General features: G+C 71.6%; 15 protein-coding genes. 5 read left to right on the top strand and 10 right to left on the bottom strand.

Annotated features, from left to right (window positions below):
* Nucleotides 1–48: 48 nt before the first annotated feature.
* From ACZZ9K_RS06320 to ACZZ9K_RS06300, 5 genes are all read right to left on the bottom strand, one after another.
* Nucleotides 49–855 carry a carbohydrate ABC transporter permease gene (locus ACZZ9K_RS06320; RefSeq protein ID WP_259410429.1) on the bottom strand — a complete coding sequence of 269 codons (807 nt, stop codon included), beginning with the start codon at nt 853–855 and terminating at the stop codon, nt 49–51.
* Between the two features lie 101 nt (nt 856–956).
* A complete protein-coding gene (locus tag ACZZ9K_RS06315) occupies nt 957–1,889 on the bottom strand; it encodes a carbohydrate ABC transporter permease (protein ID WP_253183710.1) in 933 nt (310 codons plus the stop codon).
* Between the two features lie 5 nt (nt 1,890–1,894).
* Complete coding sequence (locus ACZZ9K_RS06310) at nt 1,895–3,214, bottom strand: ABC transporter substrate-binding protein (RefSeq protein ID WP_463443586.1); 1,320 nt, start codon at nt 3,212–3,214, stop codon at nt 1,895–1,897.
* Nucleotides 3,215–3,749: 535 nt separating this feature from the next.
* Complete coding sequence (locus ACZZ9K_RS06305) at nt 3,750–4,856, bottom strand: LacI family DNA-binding transcriptional regulator (protein WP_138803958.1); 1,107 nt, start codon at nt 4,854–4,856, stop codon at nt 3,750–3,752.
* 43 nt (nt 4,857–4,899) lie between these two features.
* Nucleotides 4,900–5,910, bottom strand: a complete 1,011-nt coding sequence (locus tag ACZZ9K_RS06300) for a LacI family DNA-binding transcriptional regulator (RefSeq protein WP_463443585.1) — start codon at nt 5,908–5,910, stop codon at nt 4,900–4,902.
* Between the two features lie 330 nt (nt 5,911–6,240).
* Here ACZZ9K_RS06300 and ACZZ9K_RS06295 point away from each other — a divergent pair, with 330 nt between their 5' ends.
* The 4 genes from ACZZ9K_RS06295 (at nt 6,241) to ACZZ9K_RS06280 (ending at nt 10,245) form a co-directional block, all read left to right on the top strand.
* Entirely contained in the window at nt 6,241–7,596 is a 1,356-nt protein-coding gene (locus ACZZ9K_RS06295; protein WP_463443584.1) for an MFS transporter, read from the top strand.
* Complete coding sequence (locus ACZZ9K_RS06290) at nt 7,593–7,934, top strand: L-rhamnose mutarotase (RefSeq protein WP_412163353.1); 342 nt, start codon at nt 7,593–7,595, stop codon at nt 7,932–7,934. The genes ACZZ9K_RS06295 and ACZZ9K_RS06290 overlap by 4 nt, the downstream gene beginning before the upstream one ends.
* A gap of 118 nt (nt 7,935–8,052) precedes the next feature.
* Nucleotides 8,053–8,985, top strand: a complete 933-nt coding sequence (locus tag ACZZ9K_RS06285; RefSeq protein ID WP_463443583.1) for a metallophosphoesterase — start codon at nt 8,053–8,055, stop codon at nt 8,983–8,985.
* A gap of 198 nt (nt 8,986–9,183) precedes the next feature.
* Entirely contained in the window at nt 9,184–10,245 is a 1,062-nt protein-coding gene (locus ACZZ9K_RS06280; RefSeq protein WP_051596869.1) for an NADP-dependent oxidoreductase, read from the top strand.
* A gap of 52 nt (nt 10,246–10,297) precedes the next feature.
* On the opposite strand, the gene ACZZ9K_RS06275 is transcribed toward ACZZ9K_RS06280, so the two are convergent.
* From ACZZ9K_RS06275 to ACZZ9K_RS06265, 3 genes are all read right to left on the bottom strand, one after another.
* The gene (locus ACZZ9K_RS06275; RefSeq protein ID WP_027466217.1) at nt 10,298–11,158 is read right to left on the bottom strand and encodes an ABC transporter permease; all 861 of its coding nucleotides are present in this window, start codon (nt 11,156–11,158) and stop codon (nt 10,298–10,300) included.
* A complete protein-coding gene (locus ACZZ9K_RS06270; protein ID WP_138804042.1) occupies nt 11,145–12,074 on the bottom strand; it encodes an ABC transporter ATP-binding protein in 930 nt (309 codons plus the stop codon). The genes ACZZ9K_RS06275 and ACZZ9K_RS06270 overlap by 14 nt, the downstream gene beginning before the upstream one ends.
* An 80-nt stretch (nt 12,075–12,154) precedes the next feature.
* Nucleotides 12,155–13,231, bottom strand: coding sequence for a LolA family protein (locus ACZZ9K_RS06265; RefSeq protein WP_463443582.1), 1,077 nt, complete (start codon nt 13,229–13,231; stop codon nt 12,155–12,157).
* 125 nt (nt 13,232–13,356) lie between these two features.
* Here ACZZ9K_RS06265 and ACZZ9K_RS06260 point away from each other — a divergent pair, with 125 nt between their 5' ends.
* Nucleotides 13,357–14,838, top strand: coding sequence for an FGGY-family carbohydrate kinase (locus ACZZ9K_RS06260; RefSeq protein ID WP_426724674.1), 1,482 nt, complete (start codon nt 13,357–13,359; stop codon nt 14,836–14,838).
* Between the two features lie 94 nt (nt 14,839–14,932).
* Here the strand turns inward: ACZZ9K_RS06260 and ACZZ9K_RS06255 are convergent, their stop codons facing one another.
* Entirely contained in the window at nt 14,933–15,415 is a 483-nt protein-coding gene (locus ACZZ9K_RS06255; protein WP_138803953.1) for a ribose-5-phosphate isomerase, read from the bottom strand.
* A complete protein-coding gene (locus tag ACZZ9K_RS06250; RefSeq protein ID WP_463443581.1) occupies nt 15,412–17,151 on the bottom strand; it encodes a dihydroxyacetone kinase family protein in 1,740 nt (579 codons plus the stop codon). Before ACZZ9K_RS06250 ends, ACZZ9K_RS06255 begins: the two co-directional genes overlap by 4 nt.
* Nucleotides 17,152–17,215: the final 64 nt, after the last annotated feature.

Genomic DNA, 17,215 nt, shown 5'->3' with positions numbered 1-17,215 from the left:
GGGCGGTGTGGCGGAGGCGGGTCGCGCCTCCAGGCCGGGGGTGGGCGGTCAGCCCTTGACAGCGCCGCTGGTCATGCCGGCGACGATCTGACGGTTGAAGAAGACGTAGAGGATCAGCGGCGGGATCGTGATGAGCAGCACGTCGGTGAACAGCAGGTTCAGCTGGCTGACCGACTGGCTCTGGAACGCGTAGAGCGTCTGCTGCACCGTCGCGTTCTCGGACCCCGGCAGGAAGTACAGCGGGTTCGTGAAGTCGTTGAACACCGTCACCGACTGCACGAGCACGACCGTGATGATCACCGGCTTGAGCAGCGGCAGCACCACCCCGAAGAACAGGCGGACCGGGCCGGCGCCGTCGAGCACCGCGGCCTCGTCGAGCTCCTTCGGGATCGTCGCGACGAACGCCCGGAACAGCAGGATGCAGAACGACAGGCCGAAGGTCGCCTCGATCAGGATCATCCCGCCCATGGTCTTGAACAGGTTGAGCCCCTGCAGCACCCAGATGGTCGGCACGATCGCCGGCGGCACGATGAGCCCCGCCAGCACGAAGAAGTTGATCAGGCCGTTCCACTTGCTCGGCCGCCGCTGCAGGACGTACCCGACCATCGCGGAGAACACGACCATGACGGTGACGCTGCCGACGGTGAGCAGTGCGCTGTTCCAGAACGCGCGCAGGATCCCGCCGTCGCCGCTCTGGAACACCGCCTGCAGGTTCTGCCACAGCTGCCAGTCGGTCGGCAGGCTGAAGCCGAGCTGGTTCGCCTCGGCGGGGTTCTTCGCGGCCTGGAGCAGGACGAAGACGAACGGCACCAGGAACACGACGAAGCTGACGACGATGGCGATCGAGCCGATGATCCACCGGCGGGCGCGGCCCGGGTGGCGGTTCCGGCTCGCCGGTGTCGGGCGGCGGCTGCCGGACGCCGGCGCGTGACCGGTCCCGGGAGTGGTGACGGCGGTCACAGGTCCGCCTCCTTGCGGTTGAGGAGCCACGAGATCGGCACCATGATCGCCGTGACGACGACGAACAGGACCACGTTGCCGGCGGTGGACAGGCCGTAGAACCCGGCCTGGTACTGCTTGTAGATCACGCTCGCGATCACGTCGCTCGTGAACCCCGGCCCGCCGCCGGTCATCGCCCAGATCAGGTCGAACGACCGCAGACCGCCGATGAGCGACAGGATGATGACCGTGCCCATCGCGGGGCGGGACAGCGGCAACGTGATGTTCCGGAAGATCGACCACGCGCTCGCGCCGTCCACCCGTGCCGCCTCGAAGTACTCCTGCGGGATCGCCACGATGCCGGCGATGAAGATGAGCGTCGCGATGCCGACGCCCTTCCAGACGTCCACCGCTGCGACGCTCCACAGCGCGAGCGCCGGGTCGGTCAGCCACCCGGGGGTGGGCAGGCCGACCGAACCCAGCACGCCGTTGATGATCCCGTGGAACGGGTCCATCAGCGCCTTGAACGTGATGCCGATGCCGATGGTCGACACGAGCACCGGGAAGAACACGACCGCCCGCAGGTAGCCGCGCCCCAGCACGGGCGACGTGAGGAGCAGGGCGAGGGCGAGTCCGAGGACCACCTTCGCCGCGCTCGTCACGAAGCCGTACTGGAAGGTGTGCACGAACCCGGAGACGAGCTGCGGGTCCTGGAAGAACCGGACGAAGTTGTCGAAGCCGATGAAGGTCTGGTCGAACAGCGTCCAGCGGGTGAGCGAGAAGTAGAACCCGGCAAAGGTCGGGACCGCGAAGAACACGACGTACAGCGCGATCGCGGGGATGAAGAACCACGCGGGGTAGAACGAGCGCATCCGCTTGCGCGCTGGTCCGGGGCGGCCGGCCTTGCGTGTCTGCGGCGGGGCCACCGCCGTCGTGAGGGTCGCGGTCACACCGATCACCAGCCCTTGATGCCGAGCTGCTGTGCCTGCTGGACGACGTCGTCGTCGTACTGGTCGGCGCCCTTGCTCGCGGTGGTGATGCCCGAGCCGACCTGCACGCAGATCTTCTCGAGGTTCGGGCCCTTGATCGGGGACAGGAACTCGAGCGCGGGGCTCGCCTTGCCGTCGTCCAGGTACTTCTGCAGGTCGTCGATCATCGGGGGCACGTCGTCCGGCAGCGAGCACGTCGAGATGACGTACGGGCCGGCGGGGGTGCCGGTGTCGTTCTGCACCTGGCAGCCCTCGGTGGAGTTCGCGAAGGCGATGAACTTCTTCGCCGCCGCCAGCTTGTCGCCCGTGGTCGTCTTCGGGATGTACAGGCCGTTCGGCTCCCAGATCGTCAGGTTCGTGTCCGCGGCGTCCTCGGCCGGCAGGGCGAACGCGCCGATGTCGTCGACGGCGTCGGGGGAGTCCTGCTGGATCGCGGAGATCGCGTTCGTGAGCATCGGGTACTGCGCACCGGTGCCGTCGGCCAGCATCTTCAGGCCGTTCGCCTGCGTGGCCGAGGCGTAGTCCTCGTTGTAGAGGTCCTTGTCCTTGCCCTCGGCGAGGTGCTCGAACCCGGCGAGTGCGGGTTCGTCGGCGTAGGACTCCTTGTTGGCGGTGTAGTCGTCCGCCCACTTCTCGTCCTGTGCGGTGATGTTCGCGAAGTCGCCGAGGACGAACAGCTGGCTGGTCCAGGTGTCGCCGTAGGTCTGGATGATCGGGGCGACGTCGCCGGCGTCCTTGATCTTCTCGCTGTTGCTGACGAACTCGTCCCAGGTGGTCGGGACCTTGAGGCCGAGGTCGTCGTAGACCTTCGTGTTGTAGAGCACCGCACCGCCGAAGCTCGTGCCGAACGGGGCGCCGTACATGCCCTTGTCGGTGCTGACGACCTTGGTGAACTGCGGGTCGACGTCGCCCGCCCACTTCTCCTCGGACAGGTCCACCAGGGTGTTGTCCGGGTTGAGGGCCTGCATGAGCGAGCCGGAGTTGTAGTTGAAGACGTCGGCGGCCTCGCCGGTCGACAGGCGGGTCTTGATCAGGTTGTCGCCGTCGGTGCCCTGGGGTCGGGTGTCGAACTTGACGGTGATGTCGGGGTTGGCCTTCTCGAAGGCCTCGATGAGCGGCTTCGCGGTGGCCGCGGTGGCCGGGGCGTTGTCGGCCTGGTAGGTGATCTCGACCTTGCCGCCGCCTTCGTCGGCGGAGCCGCCGGACGAGCACGCGGCGAGCCCGCCGATCAGGACCGTCGCGCCGCCGATGGCGATCGCGCGCTTGGTCATGGAACGAACTGACATTCCTTACCTCCTCGTAAGGCCCGGGGCGGGGGTACCCCGGGTGAAACGGACCCGGATCCCGCGCCGTCGCGGGGTCCGGTCACTGCGTTTTAGAACGTTTCAATCAGGATGGAACCACGCGGATTGAAGCGTGTCAATCGCTGTGCCGATTTCGTTACGCGATCCCGCGGAGCGCTCGCTCGCTCGTCCATTCGTCTGGTGCGAGGTTGCGCACTCGGTGACGGGCTCGCGGGCTCGCACGGAGTGCGGAACCGCGCACCGAGCCGACGCGCGGTGCTGCACCGTGCGGTGGTCGCGCCGCCCGCCGGCCGGGAGGCCCGTGCCGGCCCCGCCCCGCGCCTCCCGTCCGGTGCCCGGTCGCGTCCGCGGGCCCGCGTCGCCTCGTGCGCGCCGACGTGTCGGCCCGTGGCCCGCTGCCCGTGGCCCGCGAAAGCGACAGTGCGCCGCCGAACGTTCGCGCCGATCTGTCGCTCTGGCGGACCGGACGGCGTGGCCATCGTGAATAAGTCGCTTTCGCGGGTTGGTCCGCCGCCGGTCAGGCCTCGGTGCGCCTCGGGTCGCTCGACGTGATCGTGCCCGCGACGGCGGACGCGGCGGCTGCTGCGGCCGCGCCCTCGCGACCGAGCGTGCTCTCGCGCGGCACCAGCTCACTGCCGAGCACGACGGTCCGGTGCACGTGCATCGGGTCGGTGAGTTCCTCGAGCAGCAGTTCCACCGCAGCCGCACCCATCTCCGAGCCGTGCATCGTCACCGAGGTCAACGGCACCGCACCGCCCCACGCCACGGAATTGTGGTCGCAGCCCGACACGGGGATGTCCTCGGGGACGCGGATCCCGGCGGCTCGGAGCTCGGAGACGACGGCCATCGCGAGCAGGTCGGTCACACCCAGTACCCCGTCGGGGCGTTCGTCCTCGGGCATCCGGGCGATGCGGAGCCCGGCGTCGGTACCACCCGGCGGGTCGATGTCCCCGGCGTCGACGTCGACGAGCTCGACCCCGGGGTGCGCCGCGACGGCCCGCAGCACCCCGGCCCGCCGGCGGTCGACGGGCTGCAGGTCCGGACGGGCGCTCACGAACCCGATGCGTCGGCAGCCGCGGTCGATCAGGTGCTCGGTCGCCAGGAACCCGGCCTGCTCGTTGTCCACGACCACCGCGCACGCGTCGAGTTCGCTCGGTTCGTAGTTGACGTACACGACGGGTCGGCCGTGGCGCCGCGCGACCTCGACCTGGTCGCGCGACTCCGTCATCGAAGCGAGCAGGATTCCCGACACCCGGGCGCTCTCGAGGTAGGCGAGGTGTTCGCCCTGCGCCTGCAGGTCGTCCTCGCTGCTGGCGATCAGCAGGGTGAAGCCGCGTTCCCGCGCAGCCAGCTGTGCGCCGTTGACCATGTCGCTGAACAGGGAGTTCCGCAGCGACATCACCACCAGACCGATCGCGCGCGTGCTGCCGGACACCAGCGCCCGGGCGTTGCGGTTCGGCGTGTACCCGAGCGCGTCGATCGCGTCCCGCACGCGTGCGGCGGTCGCGTCGGCGACCCGCTCGGGGTGGTTCAGGACGTTCGAGACGGTCGCGAGCGAGACCCCGGCCCGGGCTGCGACGTGGTGCACGCTCGGCGGACCGTCGCGCCGGGGGACATGCACCATGCTCCGATCGTAGGCGGCGGGGGAGCCGTGTCCGGACCGCGCCCTAGACGTCGGCGACGGAGGACTGCCGCACCACGAGCTCCGGTGTGAACTCCACGTGCTCGAGGTCGATGTCCTGCCCCTGCTCGACCTGCTTCGTCAGGAGCTCGATCGCGCGACGACCGAGGTCCTGCGCGGGCTGCCGCACCGACGTCAGCGGGACCACGGCGGCCTCGGCGAACGCGATGTCGTCGTAGCCGACGATGGCGATCTGCTCGGGCACCGCGATGGTGCCGCGCATGATGAAGGCCTGTTCGAGCCCGACGGCGAGGAGATCGTTGGCGGCGAAGACGGCGTCCGGGCGTTCGGCGGCCGGCCGTGCCTGGATCGCTTCGCCGATGCGGCGCCCTTCGAGCACGGACAGCGAGGTGGTCGGCAGGGCTTCGAGCCGGATGCCCGCGGCCTGTGCGGCGGCGAGTGCCCCGGCGTGCCGGTCGGCGACCTGGCGGATGCCGAACGGCCCGCCGACGAAGGCGATGTGGGTGCGGCCGATCGCCGCGAGGTGCTCGACCGCGATGCGACCACCGGCGATGTCGTCGACCGAGACCGAGGCGAAGTGCTCGTCGTCGGCGCGGCGGTCCACCAGCACCACGGCGGTGCCCTGGTCACGCAGCCGCGCGAGGCGGGACAGGTCGTCGCCGGCGGGGGAGATCAGGAGTCCGGCGACTCGGCGTTCCTCGAACAGGTCGACGTAGGTGCGTTCGCGGTCGGTCGACTCGTCGGAGTTGCCGATCAGGACCGCGAGGCCGTTGTCCATCGCGGCGTCTTCGGCACCCCGGGCGACGTCGGTGAAGAACGGGTTGCCGCCGTCGAGCACGATGAGCCCGACGGTGGAGCTGCGTCCGGCCCGGAGCTGCCGTGCGGAGTCGTTGCGGACGAACCCGAGCGTCGCGATCGCCGACTGCACGCGTTCCACCGTGCCGGGAGCGACCTTGTCAGGGCGGTTCAGCACGTTCGACACCGTGCCGAGGGACACGCCCGCGAGCGCCGCCACCTCTCGCACACTGACCGCCATGTGGCCATCCTGGCATCGGCGCGGTCCGCGCGGTCGGCCCGCGCCGTAATCTGTGGAAAACGCGAACGGGAGGCGCGGGGCGGGCCGGTGGCGGGCCTCCCGTCCATGGGGTGGTCGCGTCCACTGCCCGCGCACGGTGCGAGGCGCGCGGCTGGTGTGAGGCGTGAAGCTGGTGCGAGGCTCCGCACTCGGTGCGGGGTGGAAAGGCTCGTACGGAGTGCGCAACGTCGCACGGGGCGAACCCGCTCTTGCCAGCGCGCACACCGGAGCGCTATCGTCCTCGTCGTCCCGTTGAAACGATTCACCGACGAACACGCGAACGGAGGACCAATGGCGGTCCGCATCGGAGCCCGGAACACCACGGGCTGGAAGGCCACCGTCTCGGTGGCCATGTCGAACTACATCGAGTCGGGGTCGATCATCGCGATCGCCACGAGCCTCAGCCTGTGGCAGGCGGAGTTCCGGATCGGGGACCTCGAGGTGGGCCTGCTCGCGAGCCTGTCCGCGAACGCCTTCGGTGCCGCCGTCGGCGCGATCGTCGGCGGACCGCTGTGCGACCGGTACGGCCGGAAGTTCATCTACACGTACGACCTGCTCCTGTACATGCTCGGCATGCTGCTCGCGGTGTTCGCCGGCAGCTACGGCATGCTCCTGGTCGGCTTCATCCTGACCGGCATCGCCGTCGGTGCGGGCGTACCGGCGAGCTGGACCTACATCGCCGGGCAGGCCCCCGCGGACAAGCGCGCGGCCCACGTCGGCACGGCACAGCTCGCGTGGTCGATCGGGCCGATGGTCGGGTTCGCCCTGGCGATCGCCGCCGCCCCGCTCGGCCTGCTCGGCAGCCGCCTCATCTTCGCCCACCTGTTCGTCGTCGCCGCGATCGTGTGGTGGCTCCGCCGCGGGCTGCCCGAGTCGGCGATCTGGAAGGACGAGCGCGCGGCCACCGGCACGGCGAACTTCTTCCACGGGATCACGCAGCTGTTCAGCCGCCGGAAGAACCTGACCGCGATGCTGTTCCTGTTCGGCGTCTACGCGCTCTGGAACACCGTCGCCGGGCAGGCCGGCATCTTCCAGCCCCGGGTGTACGCGGCGACCGGGGTCACGAGCGTCACCGAGCAGTACGGACTGCAGATCCTGGTCTGGGGCTGCACGGTGGCCGCGACGTACTTCGGCTTCATGCGGTACGCCGACCGGGTCAGCCGACGCGCGCTCTACGCCGCCGGTGCCGTGCTGGCGATCATCGCGTGGGCCGTGCTCATCTACGCGCCCGCCAACCTCGGCACCCTGCTGTTCTTCGCCGTGGCGTGGGGCATCTCGTCGGGCATCGGCGCGCAGGCGTTCTACGGCCTGTGGACGAGCGAGCTCTTCGCCACCCGGTACCGCGCCAGCGCCCAGGGCGTGCTGTTCCTGGCCGCCCGCGTGATGGTCGGACTGTTGAGCATCTGGTTCCCGCTGCTGCTGTCGGACATCGGGCTGCGGGCCCTCGGCGGCCTGATCCTCGGGCTCCTCGCGCTGTCGTTCCTGGTCGGCACGATCTGGGCGCCGCGCACCCAGGGCAAGACCCTCGAGGCGATCGAAGCCGAGCGCTACGGCACCGTCACCACCGTCACCGGGACGGTCCGCACCGCCGACGAGCGCACCGTCCACGACGCCGAGCAGCGTCGCCGCGAACAGGCCGGCCGGTGACCCGCGTCTGCTTCCGGCTGCAGGTGCAGGTCGAGCTGCTCGACGCCTACCGCGAGCGGCACGCCGCCGTGTGGCCGGCGATGCTCCGGACGATCGCGGCGGCGGGGCGGCGGAACTACTCGCTGTTCCTCGACGACGACGGGCTGCTCATCGGGTACTACGAGACGGACTCGGTGGCCGATGCGGACGCCGCGCTCGCCGCGTCCGAGGTGGCCGCGGCGTGGGAGGCGCACATGCAGGACCTCTTCGCCGGCGCCACCGGGCGCGCCGACCAGACGGCGCGGGTGCTGCCCGAGGTGTTCAACCTCGAGGACCAGTTGGCCGCAGCTCCGGACTGACGGTCGGACGCAGACTTCGTGAGCAGGAATGGTCGGGTCCGCCGGCGCGACCCGACCATTCCTGCTCACCAAGCGCCCGCAGCACCGGACTGACGGGGGCCGTGGCTACCGTGGACCCATGCAGCCGCCAGCAGCCGGGACCCTCCGCATCCTCCACCTCTCCGACACCCACCTGACCGGCGACGGCGCCCTGCACCAGGGCGCGGTCGACACCACGGCCGCGCTCGAACGGCTGCTCGCCCACGTCGACCAGGTGCCCGGCATCGGGCTGGTGGTCGTCTCCGGCGACGTCTCCGAGGACGGCACCCCCGAGTCCTACGCGACCGTGCGGGACCGCGTCGGCGGCTGGGCGGAGCGGCACGGTGCAGCCTTCGTCGCGGTCCCCGGCAACCACGACCTGCGCGAGGGCTTCCGGCAGGTCCTGGCGAACGGGCACGTCCTGGGCCAGGGCGGCACGGCGCTGATGCACACGATGGAGTACCTGCCGCCGACGGTCCCGGTCTCCGGGCAGTCGGTCGTCACCGGGCGCCGGATCGTGACCGTCGACACGAGCGTCCCCGGTGCCGGGTACGGCGAGCTCAGCGACACGGCGCTCGAGCACCTGCGCACAGTCCTGGCCGAGGACGCCCACAGCGGCCCGGACGACGCCCCGCACGGCACCGTCGTCGTCCTGCACCACCCGCCGCTGCCCGCACCGACCGAGCTGCACGAGGCCCTCCGCCTGCAGAACCCCGAGGCGCTCGCCGACGTCATCCGTGGTTCCGACGTGCGGGTCGTCCTCGCCGGCCACTACCACCACCACTTCGCCGGGTCGCTCGCCGGCGTCCCGGTCCTCGTCGCCCCCGGGGTCGCGAACGACACCGACGTCGTCGGCCCGTACGACGAGGAATCGGCCGTCGTCGACAGCGGCGCACTCGTCGTCGACGTCGCCCCGGACGGCTCCGTCTGGTCGACACCGGTCCGCGTGCCCCGGGGCGACGCCGATCCGCGGGCATTCCGCCTCGACCCCGAGACGGTCCGCGCCGTCATCGCGGCCGCCGGCAAGCACTGAGCCCGGTTGCGCGGGCTCCGCGCACGGTCCCCACGCGCCGTGGACGCGCGTGACGGCGGCCTGGAGGCCCGTGGCGGCGCCGCCACGGGCCTCCAGTCCGTCGTCTGGTCACGTCCACAGCCGCGGTACCCCACGTCTTCGGGTTGCGTGCGGGAACACCGAGTAGCACGGACGCACACCTGGAGCGAAGGAGCACCCATGCGAGTCGGCAGTGCAGTGCAGTACGACCGGTACGGCGACTTCGACGTCGTCGAGCTCGTCCCCCAGCAGAAGCCCGAGGCCGGTCCGGGCGAGATCGTCGTCGAGATCGTGGCCGCGGGCCTGAACCACATCGAGCGGTTCCTGCGCGAGGGGAAGCTCCGCGACCACGTCGACCTCGAGTTCCCCGCACACCAGGGCGTCGACTTCGCCGGCATCGTGCGCGCGCGGGGCGACGGCGTGAAGGACCTCCGCATCGGCGACGAGGTGATGGGGCACGCGCCGACCGGCGGCGCCCACGCCACCTGGATCGCGGTGCCGCGTGGCGCCGTCATCAAGAAGCCGGAGCACGTCGGGTGGGAGGTCGCCGGGGGCCTGTACCTGGCGGGCTGCACCGCGGTGTCGGTCGTCCGGTCGCTCCGGCTCGGACCGCAGGACACCGTCGTGATCTCGGCCGCAGCCGGTGGCGTCGGACACATCGAGTGCCAGCTGGCGCACGACGCAGGCGCGACCGTGATCGCCCTCGGCAGCCCCCGCAACCACGACTACCTGCGACAGATCGGCACGCTGCCCGTCGCCTACGGTGAAGGCGAGGAAGACCGCATCCGCGACATCGCCGACGGCCGACCGATCACCGCGTTCATCGACAACCACGGCGAGAGCAACGCCGAGCTCCTGGCCGAACGCCTCGGGGTCGGCCAGGAGCGGTTCGTGTCGTCGGAGGAGCGCCGGGACATCGAGGTCCGGTTCCTCCGAGCGCCGGCCGAGGACGAGGAGACCCGCGAGCTGCTGACCCTGCTGGCGAAGGCCGTGCAGGACCGCCGCGTGCAGGTCCTGATCTCGGGCTTCTACCCGTTCGAGTACATCGTCGAGGCGTACGAGGACCTGGCGGAGATGAAGTCCCGCGGCAAGGTCGTGATCGGGATGCAGACGGTGGAGACCGGGGCGCGGCTCGACTGGTACCGCTCCGAGAAGGCCCGTGACCTGCGTGACCGGTACGCCGATGCGCGGGGGACCGACACGGAGACGATGGCCGGCGGATCGGCGTCGCCCGCGAGCTGAGCGAGCTGAGCGTCGCAGGGGCTCGACACCTTCGTGCCGGGCCCCTGCCGCGTCAGCTCAGGATGTCCTTGGAGGCGAACCGGCTGTACGCCAGCGCCCCGAACACCACGACGTACCCGAGCTGCAGCACCGCGTTCGACCCGAACGAGTCGAACGAGATCGGGTCGCGCAGCAGGTCGCCGAACCCGAGCCACTGGTGCGAGAACAGGAACGGGTGCAGCCAGTCGAGCTGGGGGAGCTGGTCGAGCACCTGCGACGCCCCGGCGAGCACGACCGTCGCGGCCATCGCGCCGACCGGCACGTTCGTCAGCGTCGACGTGAACATGCCGATCGCCACGAGCCCGAGCATCGACATCGCGACGTACAGCGCGAGCAGCAGGGCACGGCCGGCGTACGACCAGCCGCCCACCTGGGTGCCGGACAGCAGCGTGACGGGGCCGATCGGGAACAGCACGGCGCCGATCGCGGCACCCACCAGCACCACCAGCAGGGTGGCGGCCAGGCAGAACGCGACGGCACCGGCGAACTTCACCAGGATGAACCGCACGCGGCCCGTCGGCGCGACGAGCAGGTAGCGGATCGTGCCGTGGCTGGCCTCGCCCGCGACGGTGTCACCGGCGACCACGCCGACGGTCAGCGGCAGGAACAGCGGGATCGACACGGTCAGTGCGGTGAACGCCACGAACAGGCCGTTGTTGGTGATGTCGCCGAGAAACGCCGGCCCACCGTCGTCGCCGTCCGTGGTGAGCTTCACGGCGACCGCGATCAGGATCGGCACGAGCGCGAGTGCCCCGAGCATCGCCCAGGTGCGGCGACGCCGGAACACCAGCGCGAGTTCGGAACCGAGCAGTGCGAACGGGCGCTGCCGGCGGCGGACGGGCAGGTCGCGCACGGCCGCGTCAGGCTGCGACATCGAATCCCTCTCCGGTGAGTGCGACGAACAGGTCCTCGAGGGTGCCGCCGCCCACGGTCAGGCCGCGCACCCGGACGTCGGCGCGCACGAGCTCCGCGGTGATCGTCTCGGGCAGTAGCTCGTTCGGCAGGTCGGCCACCAGCACGTCGGCCCCGCCGTCGTGCCGCGGGGTGAGCCCGAGTCGGGTGAGGACGGAACCGGCCTGCCCGACGTCGGGCGTCCGCACGGTCACGGTCCGGGCCCCGGCTGCGCGCAGCTCGTCGAGGGGGCCCTGCGCGACGATCTTGCCCGTCCGCATCACGGCTGCGTGCGTGCAGACCTGTTCGATCTCGGCCAGCAGGTGGCTCGAGACGAACACCGTGGTGCCGTCGTCGGCCAGGGAGCGGATGAGGTTGCGGACCTCGCGCGTGCCCTGCGGGTCGAGGCCGTTGGTCGGCTCGTCGAGCACCAGCAGGTCGCGCGGGGACAGCAGGGCGTTCGCGAGACCGAGCCGCTGCTTCATGCCGAGGGAGTACGCGTGCGCCTTCTTGTCGGCCGCGTGGGTCAGCCCGACGCGGTCGAGGGCACCGGCGACGCGGGCCTTGCGGGTGCGCGGGTCCGACGTGGGGTCGGCGGCGTCGAAGCGCTGCAGGTTCGCCCGGCCGGACAGGTACGGGTAGAAGGCCGGCCCTTCGACGAGCGCGCCGACGCGGGGCAGGACGTCGTGCAGCGCCTTCGGCATCGGTTCGCCGAGCAGCTCGATGGTGCCGCCGCTCGCGCTCGAGAGCCCGAGCAGCATCCGGATCGTGGTGGTCTTGCCGGAACCGTTCGGCCCGAGGAACCCGAAGACCGCGCCACGTGGCACCGCCAGGTCGATCCCGTCGACCGCGCGCTGCTTGCGGAACACCTTCTGGAGGCCCGTGGTGCGGATCGCCAGGTCGGGCGCCGGTGCCCCCGTGCCCGCCCCGCGGTCGGCCGTGCTCGCCCCGGCCGTGCTCACCTCGTGGTCGTCCGCGCTCACTTCGCGGCGTCGACCAGGGAGGCGACCGGCACAGCACCCGCGAGCACGCGGCCGTCGTCGGTCAGGTACACCGAGACGAGCGACGTCTGCACGGCACGGCCGCCGTCGACGGGCTTGGTCAGCTGGTCGAGCAGGCCGGAGGCCTCGCCCTCGAGCCCGGACCGGTCGACCGTGCCGGCGGGGAGCTCGGCGATGGTGCTCCAGCCCGTGCCGGTGAAGGTCGGCTCGTCACCGCTCGGGGTGCCACGGTGGTCGCCGTGCTCGCCCTTCGCGTGGGATCCGGCCTCGGACAGGTCCTTCTCGGTGACCTTGGCGTTCGACGGCGGGGTGAAGTCGAAGAGCCGCGCTGCCGGGGCGCCGTAGTCGAGGCTCGTGAACCCGACCTGCACCGCGGGGTCGTCCGCGCCTGCGGCCTGGACGCTCGCGCGGAGCGGGAGTCCGGTCTGCTGGTCGACGGCCAACCGGACGGCTCCGACGAGGGTGTCGGACGACTTCGGCGTCAGGGTGATCTGCCAGGCGTCGTGTCCGGCGACGCTGACCTCGGTCGGCTTCGACACGGTGGTGGTCGGGGTGATTGCGTCGATGGCCTGCTTCGCGATGTCGGCCGGGGTGGTCGTACCGTCCTGCGGGTCCTTCGCGGTGTCGCTCGGCAGGGTCACGTGCGTGGCCGTGCGCTCCTTCGAGTCCCAGGTCCAGACGTCGGAACCGTTGCGGACGACGTCCTGCTCGGCGAGCTGCTGCGTCAGCTGGACGCGCTGCTTGTCGGGGCCGTCGACGTAGACCCGGGCGGTGTGCGACGCGGTGAGCAGCCCGAGCACGTCGGAGGCGTCACCCTCGAGCGAGGAGCCGCCCGAACCCGTCGGCAGTTCGGGGAGGCCGAGCGCGCTCGTCTGCGAGAGCTTCCCCGAGTACTGGGCGTCCGACGACTTCGCGACGCTGGCGATGACGGCCGCCGCGCTGGGGTCCGTCCCCGCGATCGGGTCGTTCGCGGCGTTCGCGATCATCGGGGCGGCAACGGCGCCGGCGACGACGACCGGTGCGATGACGGCTGGCAGCCAGGCTGACTTCTTCATCGGGTTCCCCTCGTGGAGCGTTCGAGTCGTGGGTACCGTACGTCCGGCCCCCGACAGGCAGCTGGGCGTCGCTCGTAGACTCGTGGCGCGACCGACGGCGGTCGTGTGGCGGCGAAGGAGGCGGCATGCGAGCGGTGCTCGGTCTGGACATCGGGACGTCGAGCACGAAGGCGTTGCTGGCCCGGTTCGACGGCACCGTGCTCGCCGAAGTGAGCCGCCGACACGACGTCGACCGTCCCGAACAGGGCCTGGTCGAGATGGACTCCGCAGTCTGGTGGGAGGAGTTCACCGCCCTCACCCGCTCGCTGCTCGACCGCGTGCCCGACGTCGAGGTGCAGGCGGTCGGCGTGAGCGGCATCGGACCGTGCGCGCTGCTGACCGACGTCGACGGTGCGCCGCTCGGCCCGGCGATCCTGTACGGCATCGACACCCGCACGGCGACGCTGCTCGACGACGTCACGGCCGAGCTCGGCGGCGAGGGTGCGATCCGTGCCCGCTGCGGCTCCGCCCTGAGCACGCAGGCCGCCGGCGTCAAGCTCGCCTGGCTCGCCCGGCACGGACCCGACGTCTGGGCGCGGGCTGCCCGCTTCACGATGCCGTCGTCCCGCGTGGTCGAGCGGCTGACGGGTGAGTACGTCCTCGACCACCACTCGGCCAGTCAGACGACACCCCTCTACGACGTGCACACGAACCGGTGGATCCCGGAGTGGTGCGACCGACTGGCGCCCGGTCTCGCCATGCCGCGCCTGCTGTGGTCGGGCGACCAGGCGGGCGTCGTGACACCCGAGGCGGCCGCGGCCACGGGCCTCCCGGCCGGCATCCCCGTGACGGCCGGGACCATCGACGCCTGGGCCGAGGGTGTGAGCGTCGGTGAGTCCGTGCCGGGCCGGATGTTCCTGCAGTACGGAACCACGATGTTCATGATCGTTCCGACGGCCGAACCCACGGCGGTGCCGGGGATGTGGACGACCGTCGGCACGCACCCGGGCCAGCCGAGCGTGTCCGGGGGGATGGCGACCTCCGGGGCGATCACGGACTGGTTGCGACGGTTGGTCGACGGCGAGTGGTCGACCATGCTCGAGGAAGCGCGGTGCTCCGGCATCGGCGCGAACGGGCTGCTGATGCTGCCGTACTTCGCGGGGGAGCGGACGCCGATCGCCGACCCCGACGCCCGCGGGGTGCTCGCGGGACTGACGGTCCGGCACACGCGCGGGGACATCTACCGGGCGACGCTCGAGGCGACGGCGTACGCGGTACGGCACCACCTCGAGGCCCTGCGCGACGCCGGGGTCGAGGTCCGCGAACTCGTCGGGGCCGGCGGTGGGCTGCTCGGGCGGCTGTGGCCCACGATCGTTTCGGACGTCACCGGGCTGCGGCAGACGGTGCCGAGCGTGACGATCGGTGCGTGCTTCGGCTCGGCGTACCTGGCTGCCGAGCTGGTCGCGGGGCCGGGCGACACCGTGGACATCGGCGCGTGGAACCCGCCGGCGACGGTGATCGAGCCTGACCCTGCGGCGACCGCGGCGTACGAGGCCGGCTACCGGGACTACCGCGAGCTGTACGAGGCGACGAAGGCCGTCGTGCACCGCCTGGCCGCCCGCGGCTGAGCGGCGCGAGACGGCTCGCAGGACACCGGTGTCCGCGTGCCGAACACCCGAACGGGCGTGCGCGAACACCGGTGCCGTGCGCAACCCGAGCGATCTACGCCTGGGCGTCGACGCCGGCGGGCGCGCTGCCGTCGTACTCGCAGATGGCGTTGACCTTCTCGGCGCTGGCACTGGAACGGTCGAACTCGTAGCCGAGCCACTCCTTCGCCAGACGGCGGGCGAGCTCGATGCCGACGACGCGCTGCCCCATGCAGAGCACCTGGGCGTCGTTCGACAGGATCGACCGCTCCACGCTGTAGGAGTCGTGCGCGGTCACGGCGCGGATGCCCGGCACCTTGTTCGCGCTGATCGCCACACCGAGGCCGGTGCCGCAGATCAGGATCGCGCGGTCGGCCTCGCCGTTCGCCACCAGGCGCGCAGCGTCCACGGCGACGTGCGGGTAGGCAGTGTGGCCGTCCGCGTCGACGCCGACGTCGGTGACACCCGACACCCGGTCGTCGGCGAGCAGGTCGGCCTTGATGATCTCCTTGTAGTCGAACCCGGCGTCGTCGGACCCGATCACGAGACGGTACGTCATGCGTGTGTTCCTTCCTTGTCAGCACGGGCGGCGAGGACCTCGCCGATCCGCGTGAGGACCATCCCCATCGAGGTGGCACCCGCGTCGGGTGTCCCCAGGCTCTTCTCGGCCAGCGGCCTTGCCCGTCCGACCTTCGGCGTGAGGTCGGCGGTGGCCTCGGCCTGCTCGACCGCGACCCGCGCCGAGGTCTCCCACGCTGCCACGAGCGGTGCGCCGGTGTCGACGGCCCCGCGCAGTTCGTCCACGAACGGCAGCAGGGCGTCGAGCAGCGTCTTGTCCCCGCGGGACGCCCCGCCCAGGTGGACGATCGAGTCGGCGAAGGCCTGCGCCGCGTCGACGACGTCGGACGCCCGGTACGAGTCACGGTCGTCGCCGAGGGAACGGCCGAACGCCTCGAGTGCGGCGCCCCACAGGACACCGGAGGTACCGCCCGCGAACGCGGCCCATGCGTCACCGGCGCGTCCGAGGACGAAGGCGACCCCGGCCTCCGGGCCGAGCCCGTCGACCGCCTTGCGCGCCGCGCCGATCCCCTTGACCATGCCGCGGCCGTGGTCGCCGTCCCCGGCGACCGCATCGATGCGGCCGAGCGTCTCCTCGTGCTCGCGCAGGAGCGCGTCCATCGCCTCGACGGCGGCTCGCGCCGTCTGCGCGGCCTGCCGGGAGGCATCGGTCGCCTCCGGGACGACCGTCGCCTCGTCCTCGGCGGCGTCCACCGCGTCGGCCGGCACGAGCGCTGCGACCGGCGCCGCCACCTTGCGGTACGCGGGCGTGTAGGCGTCGGCGCGCCAGAGCCGCTCGAGTTCGTCGTCGAGCCACTGCAGCGTCAGCGAGCAGCCGCCCATGTCGAGGCTCGTGACGAGTTCGCCGACCTCGGGTTCGACGACCTGGAGCCCGGCGTCCTGCAGCAGGGGCAGCACCCGGCCCCAGAGCAGGAAGAGTTCCTCGTACTTGGTGTCACCGAGCCCGTTGAGGATCGGGGCGACCCGGGAGCCGGCGGCTGCGGGGCGGTCGGTGAGCAGCCGTTCGGCGAGCAGGGACGCCAGGTCCGTCGCACGGAGCAGCGGGACGTCCTGGATGCCCGGTTCGCCGTGGATGCCGAGTCCCAGGCCGAGGTGGCCCTCGGGGACGGTGAACAGCGGTTCGGTCGCGCCGGGCATGGTGCAGCCGGAGAACGCGACGCCGATGGTGCGGGTCGCGGCGTTCGACGCACGGCCGATCCGTTCGACCTCGTCGAGATCGGCCCCCTCGGCAGCAGCGGCACCCATCGCCTTGAAGACGGAGAAGTCGCCGGCGATGCCGCGCCGCTTCGTCTCGTCGTCGGCGCTGGCGACGTCGTCGGTGACCACGACGATGCGGGTGTCGATGCCCTCGGCACGCAGCCGCTCGGCCGCGAGCCCGAAGTTCATGGTGTCGCCGGCGTAGTTGCCGAACGACAGCACGACACCGCGGCCCTGGTCGGCGGCCTTGGCGACCGAGTAGACCTGCGCGGTCGACGGCGAGGTGAAGACGTTGCCGACGACGGCGCCGGTGGCGAAGCCCGGACCGACGACGCCGCAGAACGCGGGGTAGTGGCCGGAGCCGCCCCCGACGACGACGGCGACCTGCGGTGCGGCCCCTTCGGTGGGCAGGGCGACGACGCCGCCGTGGACGCCGCGGACCCGGTCGGCGTAGAGCGCGAGCCAGCCGCTCAGCTGGTCTTCGGCGAACTCGTCCGGGTCGTCGTGGATCGTGGTCATGGTGCGGGTCCTCCGGGGATGGTGGTGGGTGGTGCACCGGGCGACGACGGGACGGCCGTCGTCG

This window comes from Curtobacterium sp. AC268, from assembly GCF_979258745.1.
Note: the sequence above shows the minus strand (reverse complement) of the source record. Positions and strands in the feature narration are given on the sequence as shown.